The 24442-nt window shown below is 55.5% G+C and carries 26 protein-coding genes; 12 read left to right on the top strand and 14 right to left on the bottom strand.

The window, feature by feature from the left end; all coding sequences use genetic code 11:
• Positions 1 to 182: 182 nt before the first annotated feature.
• The gene (locus ACIOZM_RS12405; RefSeq protein ID WP_401213880.1) at positions 183 to 1703 is read right to left on the bottom strand and encodes a nucleobase:cation symporter-2 family protein; all 1521 of its coding nucleotides are present in this window, start codon (positions 1701 to 1703) and stop codon (positions 183 to 185) included.
• 255 nt (positions 1704 to 1958) lie between these two features.
• On the opposite strand from ACIOZM_RS12405, the gene ACIOZM_RS12400 reads away from it, so the two are divergent.
• Positions 1959 to 2243, top strand: a complete 285-nt coding sequence (locus tag ACIOZM_RS12400) for a BrnT family toxin (RefSeq protein WP_401214026.1) — start codon at positions 1959 to 1961, stop codon at positions 2241 to 2243.
• A 3-nt stretch (positions 2244 to 2246) separates the two neighbouring features.
• On the top strand, positions 2247 to 2573 hold the full coding sequence (locus tag ACIOZM_RS12395; protein WP_401213878.1) for a BrnA antitoxin family protein: 327 nt from the start codon (positions 2247 to 2249) through the stop codon (positions 2571 to 2573).
• Between the two features lie 3 nt (positions 2574 to 2576).
• On the opposite strand, the gene ACIOZM_RS12390 is transcribed toward ACIOZM_RS12395, so the two are convergent.
• Both ACIOZM_RS12390 and ACIOZM_RS12385 read right to left on the bottom strand, forming a co-directional pair.
• On the bottom strand, positions 2577 to 3404 hold the full coding sequence (locus ACIOZM_RS12390) for an arylamine N-acetyltransferase (RefSeq protein WP_401213875.1): 828 nt from the start codon (positions 3402 to 3404) through the stop codon (positions 2577 to 2579).
• 100 nt (positions 3405 to 3504) lie between these two features.
• Complete coding sequence (locus ACIOZM_RS12385) at positions 3505 to 4299, bottom strand: exodeoxyribonuclease III (protein ID WP_401213872.1); 795 nt, start codon at positions 4297 to 4299, stop codon at positions 3505 to 3507.
• 127 nt (positions 4300 to 4426) lie between these two features.
• Between ACIOZM_RS12385 and ACIOZM_RS12380 the strand changes: the two genes are divergently transcribed.
• Positions 4427 to 5014: a GNAT family N-acetyltransferase gene (locus ACIOZM_RS12380; RefSeq protein ID WP_401213869.1), complete on the top strand. Its 588-nt coding sequence runs from the start codon at positions 4427 to 4429 to the stop codon at positions 5012 to 5014.
• Between the two features lie 84 nt (positions 5015 to 5098).
• Positions 5099 to 5398: a hypothetical protein gene (locus ACIOZM_RS12375; protein WP_401213867.1), complete on the top strand. Its 300-nt coding sequence runs from the start codon at positions 5099 to 5101 to the stop codon at positions 5396 to 5398.
• 216 nt (positions 5399 to 5614) lie between these two features.
• Here the strand turns inward: ACIOZM_RS12375 and ACIOZM_RS12370 are convergent, their stop codons facing one another.
• Together ACIOZM_RS12370 and ACIOZM_RS12365 are read right to left on the bottom strand one after the other, a co-directional pair.
• Complete coding sequence (locus ACIOZM_RS12370) at positions 5615 to 7183, bottom strand: diguanylate cyclase (RefSeq protein ID WP_401213864.1); 1569 nt, start codon at positions 7181 to 7183, stop codon at positions 5615 to 5617.
• 299 nt (positions 7184 to 7482) lie between these two features.
• Complete coding sequence (locus ACIOZM_RS12365) at positions 7483 to 8148, bottom strand: ribonuclease T2 (protein WP_401213861.1); 666 nt, start codon at positions 8146 to 8148, stop codon at positions 7483 to 7485.
• Between the two features lie 164 nt (positions 8149 to 8312).
• On the opposite strand from ACIOZM_RS12365, the gene ACIOZM_RS12360 reads away from it, so the two are divergent.
• Entirely contained in the window at positions 8313 to 8798 is a 486-nt protein-coding gene (locus ACIOZM_RS12360) for a hypothetical protein (protein ID WP_401213859.1), read from the top strand.
• A gap of 3 nt (positions 8799 to 8801) precedes the next feature.
• Here ACIOZM_RS12360 and ACIOZM_RS12355 read toward each other — a convergent pair whose 3' ends face one another.
• The gene (locus ACIOZM_RS12355) at positions 8802 to 9656 is read right to left on the bottom strand and encodes a LysR substrate-binding domain-containing protein (protein ID WP_401213856.1); all 855 of its coding nucleotides are present in this window, start codon (positions 9654 to 9656) and stop codon (positions 8802 to 8804) included.
• A gap of 102 nt (positions 9657 to 9758) precedes the next feature.
• Here ACIOZM_RS12355 and ACIOZM_RS12350 point away from each other — a divergent pair, with 102 nt between their 5' ends.
• From ACIOZM_RS12350 to ACIOZM_RS12325, 6 genes are all read left to right on the top strand, one after another.
• Positions 9759 to 10400: an FMN-dependent NADH-azoreductase gene (locus ACIOZM_RS12350; protein ID WP_401213853.1), complete on the top strand. Its 642-nt coding sequence runs from the start codon at positions 9759 to 9761 to the stop codon at positions 10398 to 10400.
• 90 nt (positions 10401 to 10490) lie between these two features.
• The gene (locus tag ACIOZM_RS12345; RefSeq protein ID WP_401213851.1) at positions 10491 to 12188 is read left to right on the top strand and encodes a copper resistance system multicopper oxidase; all 1698 of its coding nucleotides are present in this window, start codon (positions 10491 to 10493) and stop codon (positions 12186 to 12188) included.
• 2 nt (positions 12189 to 12190) lie between these two features.
• Entirely contained in the window at positions 12191 to 13060 is an 870-nt protein-coding gene (locus ACIOZM_RS12340; protein WP_401213848.1) for a copper resistance protein B, read from the top strand.
• A gap of 32 nt (positions 13061 to 13092) precedes the next feature.
• The gene (copC, locus tag ACIOZM_RS12335; protein WP_401213846.1) at positions 13093 to 13467 is read left to right on the top strand and encodes a copper homeostasis periplasmic binding protein CopC; all 375 of its coding nucleotides are present in this window, start codon (positions 13093 to 13095) and stop codon (positions 13465 to 13467) included.
• Between the two features lie 3 nt (positions 13468 to 13470).
• Positions 13471 to 14331: a copper homeostasis membrane protein CopD gene (gene copD, locus ACIOZM_RS12330; RefSeq protein ID WP_401213844.1), complete on the top strand. Its 861-nt coding sequence runs from the start codon at positions 13471 to 13473 to the stop codon at positions 14329 to 14331.
• A 60-nt stretch (positions 14332 to 14391) separates the two neighbouring features.
• On the top strand, positions 14392 to 15177 hold the full coding sequence (locus tag ACIOZM_RS12325; protein ID WP_401213842.1) for a transporter substrate-binding domain-containing protein: 786 nt from the start codon (positions 14392 to 14394) through the stop codon (positions 15175 to 15177).
• A 147-nt stretch (positions 15178 to 15324) separates the two neighbouring features.
• Here ACIOZM_RS12325 and ACIOZM_RS12320 read toward each other — a convergent pair whose 3' ends face one another.
• From ACIOZM_RS12320 to ACIOZM_RS12310, 3 genes are all read right to left on the bottom strand, one after another.
• Positions 15325 to 15540 (bottom strand): hypothetical protein, encoded by a 216-nt coding sequence (locus ACIOZM_RS12320; protein WP_401213839.1) that lies wholly within the window; start codon positions 15538 to 15540, stop codon positions 15325 to 15327.
• Between the two features lie 116 nt (positions 15541 to 15656).
• Positions 15657 to 16355, bottom strand: a complete 699-nt coding sequence (locus tag ACIOZM_RS12315; protein ID WP_401213836.1) for a hypothetical protein — start codon at positions 16353 to 16355, stop codon at positions 15657 to 15659.
• A 117-nt stretch (positions 16356 to 16472) separates the two neighbouring features.
• On the bottom strand, positions 16473 to 16835 hold the full coding sequence (locus ACIOZM_RS12310) for a DUF6124 family protein (RefSeq protein WP_401213833.1): 363 nt from the start codon (positions 16833 to 16835) through the stop codon (positions 16473 to 16475).
• Between the two features lie 438 nt (positions 16836 to 17273).
• Between ACIOZM_RS12310 and ACIOZM_RS12305 the strand changes: the two genes are divergently transcribed.
• On the top strand, positions 17274 to 17822 hold the full coding sequence (locus ACIOZM_RS12305) for an AAA family ATPase (RefSeq protein ID WP_401213830.1): 549 nt from the start codon (positions 17274 to 17276) through the stop codon (positions 17820 to 17822).
• A 29-nt stretch (positions 17823 to 17851) separates the two neighbouring features.
• On the opposite strand, the gene ACIOZM_RS12300 is transcribed toward ACIOZM_RS12305, so the two are convergent.
• The 5 genes from ACIOZM_RS12300 to ACIOZM_RS12280 all read right to left on the bottom strand — a co-directional run bounded on the left by ACIOZM_RS12300 (position 17852) and on the right by ACIOZM_RS12280 (position 24359).
• Positions 17852 to 18514: a hypothetical protein gene (locus tag ACIOZM_RS12300; RefSeq protein ID WP_401213828.1), complete on the bottom strand. Its 663-nt coding sequence runs from the start codon at positions 18512 to 18514 to the stop codon at positions 17852 to 17854.
• A 655-nt stretch (positions 18515 to 19169) separates the two neighbouring features.
• Positions 19170 to 19850 carry a TerC family protein gene (locus tag ACIOZM_RS12295; protein ID WP_401213825.1) on the bottom strand — a complete coding sequence of 227 codons (681 nt, stop codon included), beginning with the start codon at positions 19848 to 19850 and terminating at the stop codon, positions 19170 to 19172.
• 169 nt (positions 19851 to 20019) lie between these two features.
• Complete coding sequence (locus ACIOZM_RS12290; protein WP_401213822.1) at positions 20020 to 21297, bottom strand: OprD family porin; 1278 nt, start codon at positions 21295 to 21297, stop codon at positions 20020 to 20022.
• Positions 21298 to 21544: 247 nt separating this feature from the next.
• Positions 21545 to 22933 (bottom strand): MmgE/PrpD family protein, encoded by a 1389-nt coding sequence (locus ACIOZM_RS12285; RefSeq protein ID WP_401213819.1) that lies wholly within the window; start codon positions 22931 to 22933, stop codon positions 21545 to 21547.
• Between the two features lie 13 nt (positions 22934 to 22946).
• Positions 22947 to 24359: a Na+/H+ antiporter NhaC family protein gene (locus ACIOZM_RS12280; protein WP_401213816.1), complete on the bottom strand. Its 1413-nt coding sequence runs from the start codon at positions 24357 to 24359 to the stop codon at positions 22947 to 22949.
• Positions 24360 to 24442: the final 83 nt, after the last annotated feature.

The following is a 24442-nucleotide window of genomic DNA, read 5'->3' as shown; positions in this document are numbered from 1 at the left end:
TAAATATCCTGGTTATTTTTTGCCCCCCCCTAAAAAAAAAAAAATCGCCCGCGTGCCCCAGACCCACCCCTAAAATGTTACCCCTTTATGTGCTGCGGCACGCTGCGATCTTTTGATCTTGACCAATGAAAAAGGCCGATCTGCATTTCTGCAGATCGGCCTTCTTTCACTCAGTACAACCGTCAGACGTGCTCACTGCTCTTCGCATGAACCTTCGGCGCACCGTGCCCGTGATCGGTATCCACCTCGACCACCGGCACTTCATTGCCATCGCAGTCGTGCAGCTTGCCGTCGCTGAAATAGTCGCCTTCGCGCAGCGCCGCCAGATCCTGATAACGCAGCACCCGTTCCGCCGCCTCGGCAAACACCGACTGTTGATTCGAGTTGCCAAGCGTGAAGTGGTTGAACGTCAGGTTCAGCACGATCGCCATGATCGCCGACGAGCTAATGCCCGAATGGAAAATGGTCGCGAACCAGCTCGGGAAGTGATCGTAGAAGTTCGGCGCGGCAATCGGGATCATGCCGAAACCGATGGAGGTCGCAACGATGATCAGGTTGACGTTGTTACGGTAATCAACCTTGGACAGCGTACGAATACCGCTCGCCGCCACCGTACCGAACAGCACGACGCCAGCACCACCGAGCACCGAAGTCGGCACCGCGGCAATCACCCGGCCCATGAACGGCAGCAGGCCGAGAATCACCAGGAACACACCGCCAGTCGCCACCACAAAACGGCTCTTGATCCCGGTCACCGCCACCAGCCCGACGTTCTGGGCGAAGGCGCTTTGGGTGAACGAACCGAAGATCGGCGCGATCATGCTCGACAGCATGTCCGCACGCAGACCGTTGCCCAGACGCTTGGAGTCGACCTTGGTGTCGATGATTTCACCGACCGCCAGAATATCCGCCGAAGTCTCGACCAGCGTCACCATGACCACGATGCACATCGACAGGATCGCAGCGAAGTGGAACGTCGGCATGCCGAAGTGGAAAGGTGTAGGGAAACCGAACATCGGGCCCTGAGTCACGGTGGAGAAATCCGCCATGCCAAGGAACACTGCCACCACCGTGCCGATCACCATGGCCAACAGGATCGACAGACGCGAGATGGTCGAGCTGCCGATTTTGCTCAGCAGCAACACCAGCACCAGCGTCAGTGCCGCCAGACCGATGTTTTCCATGCTGCCGAAGTTATCGGCGTGGCTGTTGCCCCCCATCGCCCAGCGTGCGGCCACTGGCATCAGCGTCAGGCCGATGGTGGTGATCACGATGCCGGTCACCAATGGCGGGAAGAATTTGGTGATTCGCGAGAACACCGGGGTTATCAATAATCCGATCAGCGAGGCCGCTATCACCGCGCCAAGGACTGACTGAAAGCCACCCTCCCCGCCGCTGCTGACGATGGCCACCATCGTCGCCACACCCGAGAACGAAACACCCTGCACCAGCGGCAACTGACATCCGAAAAACGGCACTCCCAGGGTTTGCAGCAACGTCGCCAGCCCCCCTGCAAACAGTGAAGCGGCAATCAACAAACCAATGTCCGCCGGCGACAGCCCGGCTGCCTGACCGATGATCAGTGGCACCGCGACGATACCGCCATACATGGTCAGAACATGTTGCAGGCCGTAAGCCATATTCGCGCCGACCCCGAGATTTTCGTCCTCGGGCCGTTGGTGTGAAAGATGGGGCGTTTTCATGGTGGGGGGTTCCCTGGTTTTTTGTTATGCGCACACTGTATGCAAGAGTCACAACAAATGTCCATAGAGTTGTATACAACTTATCGGTCACATTATGGATAGTTAGCCACCCAACCTTCTATCCCGGCGCTTCCATCCCCCACAAATCCGGCAATACATCTGTGCCGGGCAGTGCTTTTTATCCCACCAGGCTGAAGTGTTCATGGCGACCAGCGGTGCAGTCGCGCTCTTTTTTATACATATAAAGTATGCATAATTAAGTCATTCGACATTCAGTTCGACAAAAGCAAGAACGCTGCCAACAGACTCAAGCACAAAGGCGTGAGCCTTGCAGAGACCGAACCGGTATTTCACGACGAACGAGCACTGACCCTTGAGGACAATGACCATGACGAGCAGCGCTGGATCACCCTTGGCCTTGATGGCAAGGGACGTTTGCTGGTCGTTGCGTACAGTTATCGCGAACCGAATGTTGTGCGAATCATTTCCGCGCGCGTCGCTACACCGAGCGAACGGCGCCAATATTTTCTGGAGGCTTGAACGATGAAAGACCAGTACGACTTCACCGATGCCAAGCGTGGCGCTGTGGCATCCGCCAAGGGCAAGACCCGCATCACCATCATGCTCGACGACGCGGTTATCGACGCGGCGCGCACGGTGGCGGAAAGCGAAGGTTTCGGCTATCAGACGGTGATCAATAACACCCTGCGCCGCGCCCTGCTCGATAACGCGAATGCGCCGGCTGAACCGGAGCGAAGCGGCAAATTTATTCCAGGCATCACCGCCGCCGACCTCAAAAGCCTCGAAAAGAAATTGTCGGCAGCGGTCGGCGAAATCCGTCGAGTGTTGGAGCCCGACGCCAAGCCTTAAGCGTCAGGCGACGCTGATAAAACGTTCGAGCGACTGGCGCACCGCTGGAAGGTTCGGCACGCGAAGCCCGAACTCGCGCTCCAGCACTTCAATCAGTGCCTGGACACTCGTCAGCTCACGACGCTCGCTTTCGGCACCGATCCGGTGGATCGCGAAGCTGCCGTTGTTCAGCGTCCGCCGCCAGCCGTCGCCGGTGCGTGCGACCATCAGGCGTTTGGCGAACGGCGAGTCAGGATGGGTCGAGACGTACCAGTTGCCGATGGCGTAATCGATGTCTTCCTGCCGTTGCAGATCGAACAGGTACATCGACCGCCATTCACCGGCCACGTTGGCGCGCAGCATGTAGCCGTCGGCCTGCTTCTCGATGCGATAAGGTTCGTGTGGTGTCGCTTGCTCGGCCTCGGTATCCAGAAGCAACGGCGCGGTAGGCACCATGCCACCGAAACCGACGTCGGTGATGTAGCGCACGCCGTCGATCATCACCAGACTCAAGCGATGAGTGCGAGCGGTCCAGGTGCCTTCAGGCTGGGCCATGACCACGCGCCCGCTGATGCCGCGTGCATCGAAACCGAGTTCCTGCAACAGCGCCAGAAACAGGCTGTTGAGTTCGTAGCAGTAACCGCCGCGACCGTCATACAGGACTTTCTGCTCCACCGATGGCAGATCGATCGGCACCGGCTGACCAGTGATCGTCGAAAGATTTTCGAAGGGAAACACGCCCGTGTGGCGCAACTGCAATTGACGCAAGGTTTCAAGTGTTGGCGCCGGGGGAGTTTCGAATCCCAGACGTTGCAGGTACAAGCTTGAATTGGTCAAGCGTGGTTCGCTCATTGCTCAGTCCCTTCGCATGTGACTGCGGATCGCTCCGCCAATGGCCGACATGTATACGGGATCAGGCATTGCTGCCGACAATTGATTTCGCCAATCAGCCCTATCGCCGCTTGCGCGAACCGATGCGAATCCAGGTCGGCGCATGGTCACTGGCATGCGGTTCGTTGCGCACCCAGGCGTCTACTCCGGCCCCGTGCAAATAAGGGCTCAATGCCGGATTGAGCAGTAAATGGTCGATGCGCAGTCCGGAATTTTTCTGCCAGTGCTGGCGGAAATAATCCCAGAAGGTGTAGAGCCGATCTTCGGGATACAGATGCCGTAACGAGTCGGTCCAGCCTTGATCGAGCAAGCGCTGATAACACTCGCGGCTCTCCGGTTGCAGCAACGCATCCTTGAGCCATGAGCGAGTGTTGTAGATGTCCATGTCGGTGGGCACCACGTTGTAATCGCCAGCCAGCACCACCGGGTGATCGCTGCTTTGCAAGTCCTTGGCGTAGGCGATCAAGCGTTCGAACCACGCCAATTTGTAATCGAACTTCGGCCCCGGTTGCGGGTTGCCATTGGGCAGGTAAAGGCAACCGACCAGCACGCCGTGCACCGCCGCTTCCAGATAACGGCTTTGGCTGTCGTTGGGATCACCCGGCAAACCGCGTCGACTCTCCAGCGGTTGCGCATCCCGCGCCAGGATCGCTACCCCGTTCCAAGACGGCTGCCCCTGCCAGATCGCACCGTAACCGGCGGCTTCCAGCTCAGCGGCGGGAAAGGCGCTGTCCACCGACTTCAACTCTTGCAGGCAAGCGATGTCCGGTTGCTCGCGCTTGAGCCATTCCAGCAGGTTCGGCAAGCGTGCGCGCAGACCGTTGACGTTGAAGGTGGCGATCCGCAGGTTTTTCATCGGCTGACGCTCCTGTCGGTGGGTGTGAAAATTCTGACCTGTAGCCGCTGTGGTGGTTGCATTGGATCAACTCGCTGCGGCGTAATAGTCGCTCGCCATTTGCCCGTACTGCCGAGAATCTCAGTCCATGCACACCACGCTCGAAGGCCAGGGCATTATTCTGCGCCCGCTTGAATATTCCGACGCCGACGCCCTGCTTCACGCTGCCGCCGATGGCGAATTGTGGAACCTCACCGTCACCGTCGTGCCTTCTGCAAACACCATCGACAGCTATCTGAAAAAAGCTCTGGATGGCCGCGAGGCCGGCACGGTGACGCCGTTTGTCATTGTGTTGCAGGATAGCGGCGAAGTGATCGGTTCGACCCGTTTCTGGAAGATCGACCCGCTTAACCGCAAGCTGGAAATCGGCAGCAGCTGGATTTCGACACGCTGGCAGAAAACCTTCGTCAACACCGCCGCCAAATACCTGATGCTGCGCCACGCCTTCGAAGTGCTCGATTGCGTGCGGGTGCAGTTCACCACTGACGAAAACAATCAGAAATCACGCCATGCAATCCTGCGCCTCGGCGCGCAACAGGAAGGCATTGTCCGTCACGAGCGGATCATGCCGGATGGACGCAAGCGCAACTCGGTGCGGTTCAGCATCATCGATGATGAGTGGCCGCAGGTTCGCGAGGGACTGGAGCAGAAACTGGCGGCGTTCGACGCACGCTAGACCGACCGTTTGTCAGCCGACCGGCACCAAGCTTTGTGGGGGTCAGACAAATGTCAGGTAACCAGCCCTTTCTGGAGACTTACCATGACATCTCGTAAATTGACTTCGCTCTTGCTTGCCGGCCTGCTGGCGACAGCCTCGGTCGGCGCTTTTGCTGCCAATGACAGCACTGATGCAACGGGCACCAAATCCGGCGCAACCAGCGGCTCGACCATGCCACCGGACAGCACCCCCGGCGCGCCGAAGGGCGGCGACAGCTCCGATGGCGCGGGCTCGGGAACTGGCACTAACGGCGGCAGCATGGGATCTGGCTCGGGGGCCGGCGGTGGCACCGGTTCGGCAGGTGGTGGAACTGGCGGCGCGGGGGGTGGCACTGGCAGCTGAACGAACAAGAGCAGGTCATGGTGATAGCTGTGGCCTGCGGCCAACCTCATGCGTCGGATCAGCCACTATCTAGGGCGACTGATCTGACGCTTTCGCGGGCAAGCCCGCTCCCACAGTGTCCGTGGTGTGAGCGAAAGTTTTACCAACACCCTGAAAACCTGTGGGAGCGGGCTTGCCCGCGAAGGCGTCAGCACATTCAACAACTATGTCGCCTGATCAACGATCCGAACGCATCAGCTCGGCAAAACCACCGTCCATCGACAGCACTGCAGCGCGATTGCGCCCAGCATTTTTGGCTTGATACAACGCAGCATCAGCGCGCTGGATAAACACTTCCAGACTGTCATTACCGCTCGGAATGAACGAATAGCAACCCAGGCTCACCGTCAGATACCCGGTCGGTGAACCACTGTGAGTGATGTGCTTGTCCATGACGCTGCGGCGAATCTGCCCGGCAATCGCCAGCGCGCCATTGATGTCGGTATCCGGCAACAACACCGCAAACTCCTCGCCACCATAACGCACCGCCAGATCTGCCTTGCGTTGACAGCAACCCTTCACCACTTGCGCGACCTGGGTCAGGCAATGATCGCCCGCCACATGTCCGTACGCATCGTTGTAACGCTTGAAGAAATCGATATCGAGCATGATCAGGCTCACCGGGCTCGACTGCCGTGCACCACGGGCAAACTCGACTTCCAGCGAACGCTCGAACAGCCGCCGATTGGCCAGCCCGGTCAGGCTGTCGTGAGTCGCGATCTGCTCCAGCGCCAGTTGGGCCTTGCGCAGGTTTTTCTCGATCCGCTCACCATCCCGCACCTGATGAATGAACACCCAGCCGAACAAACCGACACCGAGAATCACCAAGGCAATAATCACGCTGGACTGAAATGCGCGCTCGTACCACCCCTTGAGAATCGTGTCCCGCGATGACGCAGCCGCGACCACCAAAGGGTATGAACCCAATTGCCGATAACCGTAAAGCCGCACAATGCCATCGACCACCGAGGTGATCATCGCGGTGCCGGAAGTCGCTTGGGGCAGCAGCTCCCGATAAATCTTGCCTTGCGCCAGCGACGAGCCGATCAACGCTTCATCGAACGGCCGACGGGCCAGCAGCGTGCCGTCGGTCAAGCCGAGGAACATGATGCCGTTGTCATCGAGGCTGAAGCTTTTGAAGAACTGATCGAAGTACGACATCTTGATCCCGGCCATCAACACGCCCTGGAAGTTGCCGAGGCGATCGTTGATGCGTTTCGAGATGGGAATGATCCACTCGCCGTTCTCGCGGCTGCGGATCGCCGGGCCGATGTGCGCCACGGTCGAGACGTTCTGCTGATGGAACTTGAAATACTCGCGGTCGGCCACGCCATTGCCACGCGGCAGATCAGTGAATGACGTGATTACCCACTGGCCCTGCTGATCAAACAGGAACATCCCGTGCAACTGCTCCAATTGCTGCACACGACGGGCGAAGGTCTGCTGCAAGCGAGGCTTCTGCCCGGCGCCATAACCATCGTCCTGAATCCAGTCAACCAGGCTGGTCAGCACCAGATCGGCGGCGAGAAACGTGTCCTCCGCCTGCTGCCCCATCGCCCGGGTCAGGTTGGCGGAAGCCATTTGCGCAGTGGCCAGATCCTGGCGTCGCGACTGCTCCAGTTGCAGATACAACAATCCGAACAGGCACAAACATACCGCAACGATAAACAGCGCTGCCGCTTTACGCAGTGGCAGGCGTTTTAGCGTGCCGGGGGCCTGATGCGGATCGTGCGTGGGGATAGGCAAAAACATGTCCTGGGCAGGTGCGTCCGGGGTCGCAGCCCCAAGTCCTTACTTTTCGTGAGCGTAGCCCACCGGGGTGTTCACGGCAAACCAGCGCCGATGGCACATCCCAACCCAGTTGATATCGGCGCGCACCGGATTTGGATAACGGTGGCGCAGTGATTTATTTTCACTCAGAAAAACTGTGGCGAGGGAGCTTGCTCCCGCTGGACTGCGCAGCAGGCCTTTCTTTTTGAAAGAAGGGCCGCTTCGCGCCCCAGCGAGAGCAAGCTCCCTCGCCACAGGTCACGCACTTAAGTGGATCAACGCGACGGTGGAACCCGGATATCCCCTGCCCGGCATTGGGTTTTCACGCCTTTGCCGCACGCGCCAAACTGCAGATCCTTGCCCATGCACACGCGCACTTCCGACAGTTCCGGGCCGCTGCAGATCACCGCGATGCCGTCTGCTGGAATCCCCGGGTTGCTTTTTCGAAACAGGTCGGCGATTTCCTGTGCTTCAAAGTAATACGAGGTGCTGAACGGTTGCAGTTCCTCAGGGATGTTTACTGCTGCGACGGCTTTGTCGGCGGCGTCCAGATAGCCCATCGCGCCGAGGCCGCTGCACGTGCCGTGCTTGGACCATTCGTGATCGAGCAGTTTCTTGGTCGGGAACAGCGTCAGGCCTTTGCTGGTTTCAGCAGCCGACAGCGTGGTCAACGGCGGGCAGGATTCCGGCCAGCCGCCGTTGGCGTATTGCGGCCACAAGCCGTGCAGCACGAAGCCGTAGCCCTTGCCGGAGCACTGGGTATCGTCCTTGTGCGTCAGACAGAAGGTCGGCGACCACGACAGCGTCAGCAGGTAGTAATCAAACACCCCCGGCACGGCATCCGCTTGCACCTTGCTGGCATTCGACTGACGCGCCGAACTCATACCGATGCTGCCGACCGTCAGCGCAATCAGCGCCATAATTGTAAAAAGTTTTTTCATCCTTCCCGCTCCTTGGGACGCCTGCGTCCGTGGTTTTGGTTCCTGACCAGACTTGGCCAGCGCTGATTTGGACACGCTTTTGTTGCAGGCGCATGACGTAAGGCAAAGCGTACCGTGTTGAAAGGTCTACGATTAATAGGCAGACATCAACAAAGGAATCCGAAATGAGTAAAGCAGACGAACTCGCCGCGAAGCTCAAGCAAACCCGGCAAACCCACGCGGACGAAATCACCTGCGCCGAGCTTGAGATCGACTGCTGGCCCGCACAAGTCTACGACCTGTACCACCGCATCGAAGCCTGGCTGCAACCGGTGACCGAAGTCGGACTGAAGATTCGGCGAAATCCTACGCATGTTTGCGAGTTCTCCCCCGACGGTGAAAGCCATAACTACGCCATCGATCAACTGGTCATCGAAGCCAATCAGCACAGCCTGACTTTCGATCCCATTGCGCGATTCACCGAAGACGGTGCCGGACGCGTGCAGATCAACTTACCGGGCAAGGACACTTCGCTGCTACGTACGGTCGATGAGCATGGCGAAAGCCATTGGTGGTTACAGTCGATCGAACCCGGACCACAACTGGATGCCATTGCGCTGACAGAAAACAATCTGTTGCTGTTGATAGAAGAAGGCCTCGGTCTGCAATAAGGATTACTGCCGTCGCACCGAGCAATAATCGATGATCACCTGCGACACGGCGGCGATCATCTGCGGGTCGGCATGGGTGGCGGTATACAAACGAAACTGCACATCCGGCAAGGCTGGCAAGCCCTGCTCCGCCCCCAGTGCTGCCAGCCCCTGACCGAGCTGACTGGCGGCCATCGGCGCCACGGCAAATCCGGCCAATGCGGCGGCGCGCAACCCGGCGGTACTGCTGCAAAGCATGGCTGTGCGCTGGGTAATTCCGGCCTGGGCCAAGCGAGTCAATGCAGCCTCGCGATACGGACAAGGCTCGGGGAACAGCGCCAGCGGTAACGGCGTCGGCAATTGCATCAGCGGTTGCGCCGACCACGCCCACACTAGCGGTTCCTGCCATAACAACAGCCCCGGCTCGCGGGACTCGCACATTGAGCCGATCACCAGTTCCAGATCGCCCTGCTTCATCTGGTTCAGCAGCGTCCCGGGAATGTTCACCTGTACATCGAGTTCCATCCCCGGATGCAACGCGGCGCACTCCTGCAAGGCGCGTAACAGCCGCGCCTCGACAAAATCCTCAGAGACACCGATGCGCACCCGCCCCTGAAACGGTGTCCTCGTGAGCTGCGCCCAGGCATCGCGGTGCAACGCCAGAATCGTCCGCGCATAAGCGATCAGGCGCTCGCCATCCGGCGTGAGCTGCTGCGAACGCGTGGTGCGCTTGAGCAGTGGTTTGCCGATCTGTTCTTCGAGGCGCCGCAGATGGCCGCTGACCGCTGATTGCGTCAGGTGCAGTTTTTCCGCGGCGCGGCTGAAGCCGTCCTCGTCGACCACGGTGACAAAGGTCTTGAGTAGCAGAGCATCAAACATAGTTAGTTATGTGATCAATGGCCGGTTTATTTACGATTTATAGTGAGAAGCGAGCTATGTTGCAATGCCCGGCATTCCCAACCGAACGCCGAGAACTCTGACATGACCACCCTTCTGCACATCGAATGCTCGCCACGCAAACAGCGCTCCGCCTCACTGGAAGTCGCGCGCAGCTTCATCGAGCGCTATCAACAGAACCACCCGCAAACGCAGGTCGAAACGCTGGACCTGTGGAATATGTCGCTCGCCGATCTCGACGAAGAAGCGATGAACGCAAAATACGCCGTGCTCGCCGGCACGCCCCTGACCGCGACGCAACAAACGGCCTGGGGCCAGCTCAAAGCCCTCGCCGCCCCGCTGTATCGCGCCGATGTGCTGGTGCTATCGGTGCCGCTGTGGAATTTCAGCATCCCGTACAAACTCAAGCACTTCATCGATCTGGTGTCGCATCAGGACATCCTGTTCAGCTTCGATCCGCAAAGCGGGCTGCAAGGTTTGCTGGTCGGTAAAACCGCCGTGGTCGCCTACGCCCGCGGGCTGGATTATTCCGCGCAGTCGAGCACACCGGCCGAACGCTTCGACTTTCAAAAACCGTTCGTGGAAGCCTGGCTGAACTTCATCGGCGTCCAGGATGTGCACGCGCTGTTGGTTGAGAAAACCATTCTGGGCAATGAAGTGGATCGCGATTCACGGTGGGCAGCTTCGCTTCAGGCACAGCATCTGGCGGACAGCCTCACGCGCTGAAACTGTCAAAACTGTAATCCGCCCCTCAGCCAACTGAAAGCTGCCGGCCATTAGCCTCCCCGTCATGGATCAAACGGGGACTTTCAGCGCATGCACTTCAACACTTCAAGACGCACCTTCGTCAAAGGGCTGGCCGCTGGCGGCTTGCTCGGTGGCCTCGGGCTGTGGCGGGCGCCGGTCTGGGCGCTCGATGCGGCGGGCCAGTTGAATGAGCTCAACGGCACACAGTTCGAGTTGTTCATCGGCGAAACCCCGGTCAACTTCACCGGCCAGCCCCGCACCGCGCTGACCATCAACGGCGGCGTCCCCGGCCCTTTGCTGCGCTGGCGCGAGGGCGACACCGTGACGCTGCGGGTGCGCAATCGACTGAAGGACAGCACGTCGATTCACTGGCACGGCATTTTGCTGCCGGCGAACATGGACGGCGTGCCCGGCCTGAGCTTTCACGGCATCGAGCCGGGCGGCGTCTACGTCTATAAATTCAAGGTGCGGCAGAACGGCACCTACTGGTATCACAGCCATTCCGGGTTGCAGGAGCAGGCCGGCGTCTACGGCCCGCTAGTGATTGATGCCAAAGACCCGGAGCCGTTCCACTACGACCGCGACTATGTGGTGATGCTCAGCGACTGGAGCGATGAGGACCCGACCAGTCTGATGAAGACTCTGAAAAAACAGTCGGATTACTACAACTACCACAAGCGTACCGTCGGCGACTTCATCCATGACGTCGGCGAAAAAGGCTGGGGCGCCACCGTCGCCGACCGCACGATGTGGGCGGAAATGAAGATGAACCCCACCGACATCGCCGACGTCAGTGGCGCCACTTACACCTTCCTGATGAACGGCCACGCCCCCGATAGCAACTGGACCGGCCTGTTCCGTCCCGGCGAAAAACTGCGTCTGCGGCTGATCAACGGCTCGGCCATGACCTATTTCGACATACGCATTCCGGGTTTGAAAATGACCGTGGTCGCGTCTGACGGCTTGCACGTCAAACCGGTGACCGTTGATGAATTGCGGATTGCCGTGGCCGAAACCTATGACGTGATCGTCGAGCCCGACGCCGAGGCTTACACCCTGTTCGCCCAAGCCATGGATCGCACCGGGTACGCTCGTGGCACCCTCGCCACCCGCGCCGGACTGGCAGCGCGGTTGCCGCCACTGGACCCGCGCCCGTTAGTGACCATGGACGACATGGGCATGGGCGGCATGGATCACGCATCGATGGACATGAGCGCCATGGACCACTCCACCATGGGCCCGATGCAGTCGCACCCCGCCAGCGAAACCGACAACCCGCTGGTGGACATGCAAGCCATGAGCACCGCGCCGAAACTCGACGACCCCGGCCTCGGCCTGCGCAACAACGGTCGCCGCGTGCTGACTTACGCCGACTTGCGCAGCACCTTCGAAGACCCGGACGGCCGCGACCCGAGCCGCACCATCGAACTGCACCTGACCGGCCACATGGAGAAATTCGCCTGGTCGTTCAACGGCATCAAATTCTCCGACGCCGAGCCCCTTCGCCTCAAGTACGGTGAGCGGATTCGTCTGGTGCTGGTCAACGACACGATGATGACCCACCCCATTCACCTGCACGGCATGTGGAGCGATCTGGAAGATGAAAACGGTGACTTTCAGGTGCGCAAACACACCATCGACATGCCCCCGGGCACCCGCCGCAGTTACCGGGTAACCGCCGACGCGCTCGGTCGCTGGGCCTATCACTGCCATCTCCTCTACCACATGGAAATGGGCATGTTTCGCGAAGTGCGGGTGGAAGAATGATCATGACTCGAAACTCAGCGTTTTCCCTGCTGCTGATCGGCAGCTCTGCGCTTGCCGCCAATGACATGCAAGGCATGGATCACAGCCAGATGCCCGGCATGGATCACTCGGCGATGCAAAGCATGGACGACGGCATGATGCAGCCCGCCGCACCGACCGAAAGCCGCACGCCGATCCCGCCGCTGACCGACGCCGACCGCGCAGCCGTGTTCACCAGCCCCGGTGGACATCAGGTGCACGACAGTGCCATCAACACCTACTTTCTCGCTGACAAACTCGAATGGCAGGACGCCGACGATGGCGGCGCTCTGGCCTGGGATTTGTCCGGCTGGATCGGCGGTGACATCGATCGTCTGTGGCTGCGCTCCGAAGGCGAACGCAGCAACGGCAAGACCGAACACGCAGAAGTTCAGGCGTTGTGGGGCCACGCGATTTCGCCGTGGTGGGATGTGGTCAGCGGCGTGCGTCAGGACTTCAAACCCGGCGCGCCACAAACCTGGGCCGCGTTCGGTTTGCAGGGCATGGCGCTGTACAACTTCGAGACCCAAGCCACGGCGTTTATCGGTGAAGCAGGCCAGAGCGCCGTGCGGCTGGAAGGCGACTACGACATTCTGCTGACCAATCGGCTGATCCTGCAGCCGACCGCCGAACTCAACGTCTACGGCAAAAACGACCCGCAACGCGGCATCGGTTCGGGTCTCTCGAACACCGAGGCCGGCCTGCGCCTGCGTTATGAAATCCGCCGCGAATTCGCGCCCTACATCGGCGTGACGTGGAACCGAAGCTACGGCAACACCGCCGACTACGCCCGTGAAGAAGGCGAGGATCGCAGCGAAACGCGCCTGGTCCTCGGCGTGCGTTTGTGGTTCTGAATCCCCATCAAAAAACAACACAGAGGTCTTGCATGCGCACGTTGAAAATCACCCTCGTCCTCGCCAGCGGATTGCTCCTGAGCACGCTCGCCCAAGCCCATCCAAAACTGCTGTCATCGACCCCGGCCGAAGGCGCGGACGGTGCCGCACCAGAGAAAATCGAGCTGCACTTTTCCGAGAACCTGACGACCCAGTTTTCCGGGGCCAAACTGGTGATGACCGAGATGCCCGGCATGGCGCACTCGCCGATGCCGATGAAAGCCAAAGTCAGCGCCGGCAGCGATCCCAAATCCATGCTCATCACCCCACTCGCGCCACTGCCCGCCGGCACTTACAAAGTCGAATGGCGCGCGGTGTCTGCAGACACTCATCCGATCACCGGCAACGTCACGTTCAAAGTGAAATAAGCGATGGGCGAACTGATCAACATCATCCTGCGTCTGGCGTTGTATGTGGATTTGCTGCTGTTGTTCGGGGTGGCGTTGTTCGGGGTTTACAGCTTTGAACGAGGTCTTCGGTTCAAGCCGATGTTGCGCGGGATGGCGTTGATCGGTGCGCTGCTGTCGGTGGCTGGATTGCTGTTGATGACCAGCGCCATGAGCGGAGAAACCGAGTTCACCGCGCTGTGGCCGCATCTGCAAATGATGCTGTTTGAGACGGATGTCGGACTGGCGTGGACAGTGCGGATTTTGGCGTTGATCGTTGTGATGATCCGGCCAGGATTGTGGATCGCGTCAAGTGCCAGCGCAGTCGCCCTCGCCTCGCTGGCCTGGAACGGTCACGGCGCAATGGACGAAGGTGTCTTGCACTTTCTCAGCGACATTTTGCACTTGCTCGTGGCGGGCGCGTGGCTGGGCGCCATGCTCGCACTGGTGTTGATGGCGCGAGGGCTGGTTGATGAAACGCGTATTCGTCTGCTCGCTGATGCGGTCAAACGCTTCGAATGGGTGGGTGCTTTTATCGTAGTAATCCTGACCGTGAGCGGCGTAGTGAATTACCTGTTCATCGTCGGCCCAAGGCTGGATGACGTATTGCTCGGCACCTACGGAATACTGCTGGCGATCAAGGTTTTTCTGTTTGCCGGGATGCTGGTGTTGGCCGCGTTGAATCGCTTTCACCTTGGGCCGTCATTGCAGCAATCGTTGCGCGATGGACAGCATGCCGTCGCGGCGAACGCTCTACGCCGAAGCGTTCTGGCGGAGCTGGCGATTGCACTGCTGATCATCGCTTTGGTGGCGTGGCTAGGCACGTTGAGCCCGGACGCGGGATGACAGCCGGGAAAAGCTTTCACTACACTGGGCCCACCTTCCCTTTCGATAAGCCCGATCTCAATGACAATTCAAAAAAGCACATTGATCTTCTGCGGCCTGCTGACATTGGCCAGCGCTGCACAGGCGCAAGAAGCGCCATCCCATCTCGATAGCATCCAGCAACAAGGCCAGCTTCGCGTTTGCACCACCGGTGACTACAAGCCCTACACCTTCAAACGCACCGACGGCGATTTCGAAGGCATCGACATCGAGATGGCGCGCTCGCTGGCCGACAGCCTCGGGGTCAAAGTCGAATGGGTGCAGACCACCTGGAAAACCCTGATGCCGGACATGCAGGCCGGCAAATGTGACATCGGCATGGGCGGGATCTCGGTGACGCTGGAGCGGCAGAAAAAGGCCTACTTCAGCAACACCCTCGACGTCGACGGCAAGATCCCGCTGGCGCGCTGCGCCGAGCAGAGCAAGTACCAGACTGTCGAGCAGATCAACCAGCCGAATGTGCGACTGGTCGAACCGGCCGGTGGCACCAACGAAGCCTTCGTCCACGCCTACCTGCCCAAGGCGCAACTGGCCCTGCACGACAACGTGACGATCTTTCAGGAACTGCTCGACGGCAAGGCCGACGTGATGATCACCGACGCCTCGGAAGCGCGCTATCAACAGAAACTCAAACCCGGTTTGTGCGCGGTCAATCCGGAGCAGTTCATGCAGTACGGCGAGAAGGCTTACCTACTGCCGCGTGATGACATCAGCTGGAAAATGTACGTCGATCAGTGGCTGCATTTGAGCAAGGTCACTGGCAAGTATCAGAAAGTCATTGGCGAATGGCTGGCGGTGCCCCAATAACCATTATTAACCCAGTGGCGAGGGAGCTTGCTCCCGCTGGACTGCGCAGCAGGCCCCAGCTGTTGAAGTTAAAGGCAGGGGCCGCTTCGCGACCCAGCGGGAGCAAGCTCCCTCGCCACAGGTTATTTGTTCTTCAGCCATTCAATATCAGTCGTCATGCAACATCCCGGAACTGTACTGATTAAGGCTGCTACCAATACTGTTGCCACCGAACTTAAGCGTATTGGCATTGCTACGCCCTTCCGGCGACTGGCAATCCGAGGAAAAACAACTGGTGGTGGTCAAACCACCGGAGCCCGAACAGGCGCTCAATACCGATACAGCTGCAGCGATCAACAGCACTTTTACGACATTGGCGCTCATGGCACGGCTCCCCTTGGATGAAACACGACGATCTTGTGTCAACATCCTAGGCCTGCGCCGCACACCGCAACATGAAACTTTCGCGCTCGACAGCGCGGGTTCAGGTCGGCCAGTCGTTACTCGTTCATATCCTTGATCAGATAGCTACCGGCAATCTGCGAAACGCCAGTCAACGCCGTACGCAGCAACTCCGGCTCGGTGCGATAACGCAACGGCTCGTAACCATAGGTGTTGGCACCATTGAACGGGGTGATTGGCTCGTTACGCTGCCAGATCAACTCGCCGCCGCGCTTCATGGCAGCGTTTACAGCAATCGTCGGATACACCACGCTGCTGAAACCTTGTGTCAGAGAAAACCCCCAACTGATAACGGTCAACTTGATCTCGGCATCGGCCGGCTCGTTTTCAGCAACGATCTTGAAACGACCACTGGCAGCCAGTTGATCCTCGAAACTCTTTTTGACCAACTTGCCCAGGTCGATATCAGCGCTTTCCATGTTGTACAGAATCGCCTCAACCGTAGACATCGACGCCAGATCCCCTGCCTTCAAACCGGCCGCAAACCCGGCGCCGCCCAGCGCTGCTGTACCCACCTTCCCCGCACCAGCCGCCAGTCCGACGCCGGTACCAAGACCGGCGCCTACCGCCGCGCCCCATGCTTGTTCACGACCCATGTAAGTCATTTCCTTGGTACTCCACGTTACCGGGAGGACCTTCACCGTGTGGATTTGCGTACGGTATTCGGGTTTGAACTTCTGGTTGGCGCAGCCTGCGAGGAACAGAACAGCGAACATAACGACGACTAGTTTTTTCATGAGCAACTCAAGATGCAAAAAAGGTATGCGTAAGTTGTCGTCACTGTGAGGAAATTCTGAAGAAAAACTCCCCGTGCATGGCAGCGGCCGGAGCATCTGCCAAGCAAGGGTTTGCGCTTAAGTTTTAAGTTCGACGTTATCCAGTGCCTGATTCACGGCCAACTCTCCCAACATCACGACTTGCGCGATGCCTTGCAATGTCTTGCGGTGCGAGACGTCCAGCAACGCCGCAAAATCACTGAGCATGACGGTGGCCGATCCCAGGGATTCACTGGCATTGGCGAGCAGGGCTTCGGTGTCGCATTTCGGGTTGGCGAGGAACATCGGTTCGGGGACGTTGGTGCTGGCCATAATTGAGCTGGCCGGGGCGAGATAGTGGTCGAGGGCGCGTTCGGCGGCTTCGTGGAGTTTTTTCGAATCGATGGATTCGTAGGGGGATGTGGGGTCTGTTTCTGGGGGATTGGGTGTTGGTTTGAACATGGTGTAACTCCTGACGGATGAACGAAAAGGAGCCATCACTCTCGCTACCAAACGAAGGGTGGAGGCCATACGCAGGTTGGTAGACCGGTCGTCAGGAACCCCGGCGCATCCGAAGATGCCCCGCGCATGACCACCATAAAACAGGGGCGAGAAAAGCCACTGCAAGACAGTAGTCTTGTGCTTCTGACGGAAACGGGCTACCAAACCCGATCACTGTTTTTCAGTGACCAGAGAACAATAAAACCCGCGCCCTAGACGCACAAGCCGGCGGATTCTGTCTTACGTGTAGGGGGTGGCGCAAGCCGTTGTAGGCAAGAGATGGCAACGACAGGCTTCATTTAAACGACAGCAAGTTTCACCGTTTAAAACTCACAATCCGCCTTTAACCGAACCTGCAAAACCTGCACAATCGCCGACTTTTTGCGACAAGAAGTCCCCATGCAACGGATTGTAATTCTCGGCAATGCCGGCAGCGGCAAATCCACACTCGCCCGCCAACTCGGCAAACGCCTGAACCTGCCCGTCGTACACCTCGACACGCTGTTCTGGGAACCCGGCTGGATCGAACCTGACGCTGAACAATTCCGCGCCCGAGTCCGCGACGCCGTCAGCCCGGACACCTGGATCTGCGAAGGCAACTACGCCCGCCGCACCTTCGACCTGCGCCTCCCCCGCGCCGACCTCATCATCTGGCTCGACACCCCACGCCTCACCTGCCTTACCCGCGTGATCAAACGCAGCGTAATGAACCGCCCTCGGCCTGATCTTGCAGCTGGGTGCTCAGAGAAGCTGGATCGGGAGTTTTTGACGTTTTTGAAGTTTGTCTGGACGTTTGATCGGGATTATCGGCCGGGGATTGAGGCGGTGCGGTTGGCTGTGGGGGCGCAGGTCCCGGTGGTGCGGTTGCGAGGGAGTGAGCAGATTGGTGCGTTTCTCGATGGTTTTTCCGTAGCGATGCAGACCTGCGTTGAAAAAGCCCCGCAATAACGGGGCTCAATACACAAAAAGAGCCGATTCTAGAACGATTCGACTGGCTTCTTGGCTTGTTCAATCAGCTTGTTTTCATCAAGTTTCGGAAACGAGAACTTGATCATGATGGTTAAATCTTCACCTTCGCCACTGACAATCAAATCTGCACCCCGGACGTTTGCTGGCGCGGCCTTCATCAAAGCAGGAACACTGGTTGCGCCCTTTATCGATGCAGCCCCTTCAACAAAGGAGTAGGTCAAATCGTTGGCGTTTAAAGCAACACTTTCATAGTTCGTGAGTTTGGCGGTGTATTCGTCCCTGCTTTTTGATTTGGCTGCGAGGTCGATGAGATCCAGAATGGATTTCCCATCAGTCAACGCAACAAGACCAAAACTCTTGGCAAGAGCACCGATCGCACGACCGAACAGGTCACGATCATAAGGGGCGAATAGCGTCACCATCATCAACTTGTCACCGCTGAAAACCAGGCCGGCGGTAAACTTCTGATCAATAAAATCTACGTCATCAATACACCTGGCGGTCGCGCCTACATCCGCCGAGCAGTCATAGAAACCACCGGCTTCGGTGTAGCTCGCAATGGGGGTGTCGTACGCGTAACTCTTGAACAGATTGTCGGCTGCCGCGGCGTTCTGCATACCGACAACGATGCCTGCCAAGGACAGAGCTAAGGCGTGTAATTTCTTCGACATGGATTCCGTTCCTGGATGGGTATGGACATTGATAGCCACATGCCATCAACCATCAACCATCAACCATCAACAGGATTTGTCTTCCTCCAATCCCACAAGGTGACTTGCTCCAGCGCGGGTGCCGCAAACTCAGACCGGAAAAGACTTAACGTTTTGCCCAAGAGCAGTTGATCCCCTGCATCAAGACTGAAGCAGCCCTCCTTTGACCAATCCTGATAAACTGCCCACCTCTCCAGCCCCACCCAATTCAGAACCGCCAAGGTCCCCTATCACCGCCACACCCGCCCCACTATCCCGCCGCTTCTCCGTGGCCCCCCAATGATGGATCGGACGCGGATTTCAACCAAAATCGGAGACACGTTCAGGGTGGTGGGCGATGGATCAAAACGCCGACTATATTAAGCAAGGTCTCTCCAAGCTTTGGAGAAAATATCTCCGAATCTCATATGCAGTACGTATTGATTTGGTTCTTCACCGTATATCCCACTATAAGAATATGCGACGCTCCATTGAGAGAAAAATATCGCGATGGATTTATGGGGCAATTAAAATCCGGTAATCGGCCATAGTAAGAGTCTATTCAAACGAATAGCACACAACAATCAGTTTGGAAAGCCTTGAAGCTTCAGAAGCACATACCAACTCTGTGGCGAACTTAAGTATTAGCTGTTTTCTGACTTTGGCCTAACAACCTACCAACAGCCAAAACTATCGTCGTACCGACCATCCCCCCAACATAACATGACCATCCAGGAAGCGATGGCAGAGATGAGTCGCTCACCGCCATCCCTCCGGCAATCCATCCAAGCAGTGCAGCACCAAAAGTAATCACTAGGGGATATTTTTCTATAAGATAAAGAACGGCCTTACTCCCCCAGATTATAACTGGAATACTGATCACAACACCAATCACTACTAGCGTGACATTTCCTTTAGATGCTCCAGCCACTGCAACAACATTATCCATGCTCATGACAACATCCGCCACTATAATGGTCCTGATCGCCGACCACAAATTTTGGGTCGAACTGGAACCTTCACTCACCTGTTCATCACCGCCTATTAAAAGTTTTATCGCGATCCATCCGAGCAATAAAGCACCAACCAGCTTGAGAAATGGCAATTCCAACAAATGCAGGGCAAACACAATCAATAGGACACGTAAGACAATCGCCCCTAACGCTCCAATAATGATCGCTCGATTGCGCTGTATTGATGAAAGCTTGCGACACGCCATCGCAATTACAATTGCGTTATCTCCACCGAGCAATATATCGATAACCACTATTTGTGCTAAAGCGAACCAAAAACCGGGAAAACTGAAAAGTTCGACCACAGCAACCACTCCACAACAGCGATAAGAATTTCAGCAACCGAATGTAATTTTTTACCTAAAAACACAATAGAACACGCAACCCAAGATAAACTAATCTGCTTAATAGCAAAGTCAAGGAAACGTTGCCGCGCAAGCTCCATAGATAGTTCTCTACCTAGGGAGCCGTAATTTAAAAAATCGGAATTGTATAGGCGAAATAAAGCCGATTCTCATCAGTATCACGCGCAAAACTGGACTCGAGATGAGCATTCTGCCACTTAATACTTAGATTTTTTAGGGGCCCTGTTTGGAAAACGTATGACAAAGATGAATCGCGCTCCCATTCATTTTGCTCACCGCGAAGCCGGTTCACCCTCGCCTGATCCCCTCGAAAATAACTTGTAGAAACCATCAACCCAGGAAGCCCCCACGACGAGAAATCGTAGTCGTAGCGGAGATGCATAGTACGTTCTTTGGTCTGAGAAAAATTGCTCGACTGAATTTCAGAAAAGAGATACGAGTTCGCACCATCTAAATAAGCCAACGGGGTGTCACCAGTTAACTTTTGAAGTCCGCCACTGAAAGTATGCCCCCCTACAATATAAGCAATCCTAGTGCTAAGGGCTTGGTTATCTACCTTTCCAGCCCTCGCCCCCCCAGACTCAGCAGCATTGAAGTATCTGGCCTCAGCTTGCACTTTACCGTCACCCAAAGGAAAGCCATATTTCAATCCAAAAAATTGCTGCTTCATAATATTATCAAGGTCACTATAATAGTACGTACCTAAAAGCTGCGGAGTAAAACTATAGTCACCACCGACAACATAGTAACGATCACTAGTAGCACTAGTGTACGCTCCAGATTGACTAGTCAGTTGGAGAGGCTGGTAATCGGTTGAATCTCTATATTTCTGCTTATTAATCTGAAGCGCATTAAGTGTAAAATTATTGAAGTCTTTTGAAGTAATCATTGCCCCTTCAAAGAGCTGAGGTGAGATGCGGCTAATATTGGGGCGTATCAGTGGCAAACTAGGTTGTAAAGTTCCCACACGCAACTCTGATTTCTCAAAACGTAATTTTGCTGTTAGCCCTAGCTTCGAGTATTCGTCTTTTGCACGCCTAGCATAAGATGGGTCCCCTTTTTTGGCGTACCGATCCTGAGATAACAACCCCGTACCTGTACGATCTGGACTCGAATCAAGTTTTACACCCAGAACGCCAAAGGCATCCAATCCAAGGCCGACGATACCATCTGTAAAGCCTGAACTGTAATTCAGTAGAAAGCCTTGCGCCCACTCCTCACGCTTGTTTTGCCCGGCACCCTCTCGGTAATCTCGATTGAAGTAGTAGTTACGCAACTCAAGGTTTGCTTTGCTGTCCTCTATAAAATCAGCAAACGTCGCCTGCGAACTTCCCGAAGCCAATGAGGCAACAGCAATACTTAGGATTTTATTGTTGGAATTTATCATTTCCCGTTCCCTTAGCATGAAAAATCAAAAAACAGATACCCCTAACGCAAACTCATGCGTGGAGCTTCATCAAAGCCAATTACAACCACCTCAGAACAGAAAGCACCGAATAACACTTAGCGAATTAGCGCTATCAAGCCAAAACATTTAATCATACAAGCCAAGATTCTATAACTTCACTCACGACCTGGGCTACAAATCGTGAGCAAGTGACTCATTCAACCCAAACAACTAAAGTGACGTAGAATCACTTAGAGCCAAACGACAGCATATCAGTAAGAGTTCTTATATTACCGATCCAACTCACCCCTCTGAGCAACTCAATTAGAGAGGAAATATCGGCCTCGCTCATTATGCCTTGACAGCAACCTTCAATTTTCTGCCGCCGCTCAACATCGTTAAATGGCTCCTGTATTAACCCTTTCGCATACACTCTTGAACGTTCATAAATTACGCCATTTTTTAGCGTGATTTTTACTAGGTGTGGTGGACGTTCGTCTGGATCATTTGGTTCATCCTGGAATGAGCGCGACTCCATGTGCACTAGCTTCATTAGCTCCTTTACCTTAGGACGAGTAATAGCTTCCGATGTAAAGTCAGCCAAGCAAACCTTTCCCTGCAAGAGTATCAACGCAACATTGTAATTCATTGAGAATCGGGCTTTGAACTCGTCCTTTGGATCATCGTATCTGAGATTTTTTTTATTACTTGCACCCACCAAAATATCTATAGATTGGATATCTTCGCTATCAAACTCATGTTGAGACTTTATTTCAAGAATAGAATCCAAAGTATTATGCGCAGATCCGCAGCAGGCGTGTCGCTTAGGGGCCAAACCAAATTCTTGCATTGCTAATGGGTTGTCGAGTTTTTTAAGTGGTTCACTCCAGCCACGTGGATCAGGTCCTCCGTATAGGTGAAGAAATCCCTGGGGATCTTCTAGCACATTGGGATTACCTTCTATTCCTGCTTCAGCCAACCTTGCTGCTTTCACCGCATTCGATGCACCGAAACCGCATTGAAGTGACTTAACCTCGGTGCCAAACTGGGCCTTGTTACCAGCGGCCATACTTGTAGCAATACTCATCGCTGCTATTGTTTGGCTAAGATTGAGGCCTAAAAGTCTTGCACACGCGCCGGCGGTTCCGATACAACCGATAGTAGCGGTTGGGTGCCAGCCGGTGAAGTAATGCGACCGATTTACTCCCCGCCCTAAAAGAGCATGCAACTCAAGCCCAACTATATATGCATCAATTATTTTTTCCCCGCTGGCCTCAATCTCGTCTGCCAAAGCAAGTAAAGCTGGAACTATAACCGCAGAGGCATGAGTTAAAGCAGGGTAATAATTATCGTCAATTTCTAAAACATGAGCTGCAGTACCATTGACCAAAGCTGCGCCTGGAGCCGATAAATAAATACTACTACCAACTACTTTCGCATCACCTACGCCCCAAGCCTCTGCGGCGGTTCGAGCTTTAATTGCCACAGCATCCACTGACCCAGCTATCATGCATGCAATTGTGTCGCCTAGCGCGTGCTCGACGCGCTGTACAACCTTTGGAGGCCAAGTACTGCCACGCTGAGTGATCCATTCAGCCATGCTGACAATCAACGATTTGTTAATATTTTCTTCCATTTCAACTTCCCACCTATACAAAATAAAGAAGCACGGCAAACATAAGAGTGCAAGGCACAAGCAACACCCAGCCACTAAGAAGCATGTATCTCAAGTTTTCATAACGAGCCATCCCCATGCAAGTAACCATATTCGGATTTGGGAATGGCCCGTAGGTATCGCCTTTCGATGAAAAAATTAGAACAATGATCCATGCGGCGGATGTAATACCCATCTGGTCGGCCAACCCACCAAATAATTTATCTACTAAAACCACCACCGCTGCAGATGCACCTGGCACTGCTATCAAGCCGATCATCGACACTATCAATACAAACAAATATGGTGGAATACCCAGCAACTCAGAATGATAACTTTCAACAAGACTCTTGAATGGTCCTAGATCATCAATCACATTGAATAGTGTCGCAAGCATCCAGAACAGGATGAATATATGAATCAACCCACCGGCACCACGATAAAAAGATTCAATAATCTTCTTCGGCGATAGCCCAGCGGCACATCCCGTCACAACAGCCATTAATGGAAGCGTCAACAGCGGAAGCGTCGTGCCTGCACGTGTATATGCCGCATAACCAATAGTCAATAACAGTGTCACGCTGAACACTACGGTAGCAAACTTTCCTCTACTAAATTCGCCCTCATCGTCTGACTCAATAGCAGGGTAGAAGTCTCGCTCTACAACTGCGCGTTTTTGAAGCCTAAGAAGTACAGGAACTCCAACTAGAAAAGATAAAATCGCAAGCGGTCCTGCCCCGTAAGTTAAATATTGCAAATAGCTGACTTTGGCTGCCTGCATAATGGCGATATTTGAGCCTGCAAAAGGGGCTAAAGCTAAACCAGCGCAGCCACCATACAAAAATGCAACTGCGGTTGCACGACGAGTAATACTATATTGGGTTGCAAATGCGATGAGAATTGGACCAGCAACCGCTAGGGCGCCGCCAATCGTACCGAGCATAAATACGATAAGCATACTTGAGAGCATGATACTCACAATAGCAGCTCGCTCAGACCTAATCCCGATTCCATTCAAAACAACTTTTACTATCGTATGCGCAACACCTGTCGTTTTGAGAACTTCTCCTAGCCCCGCCCCCATCAAAGTAATTAAGCCTATAATCGTTACATTATTTGAAAGAGAACTCCCAAGCATTACACCGATATCAATTGGCTGCGGCTGGAGTATGGCAAATGCGGCAGCCAATGCTACAGCAGTTGCCAGAACGATATCGAGACCAGCAATACACAAACCAGCATACAAAAGTATCGGAACCAACCCCCATACGGTATTCCCCCCGCCTTTCATCCCGACTAGCGCGCACAAAGCCAAACTAAAAACTACAACAACAGTATAAAAAAATGACGACCTGATTCGAAATCCAAAAAACTTTCGCACGAGTGGATCAGCACAGATTTTATCCACGACAAATTCCTCTACCTAATCGCATGCTGGCTCTACTCCAACACGCATTAACATTAGCCCGACTCTAGAAATGTCAGGTGTCA

Origin of the sequence: Pseudomonas sp. NPDC087346 (genome assembly GCF_044744235.1) — a bacterium.
Taxonomy (GTDB): Bacteria; Pseudomonadota; Gammaproteobacteria; order Pseudomonadales; family Pseudomonadaceae; genus Aquipseudomonas.
The sequence above is the reverse complement of the archived record's forward strand: the minus strand, read 5'-3'. Positions and strand labels throughout refer to the sequence as shown.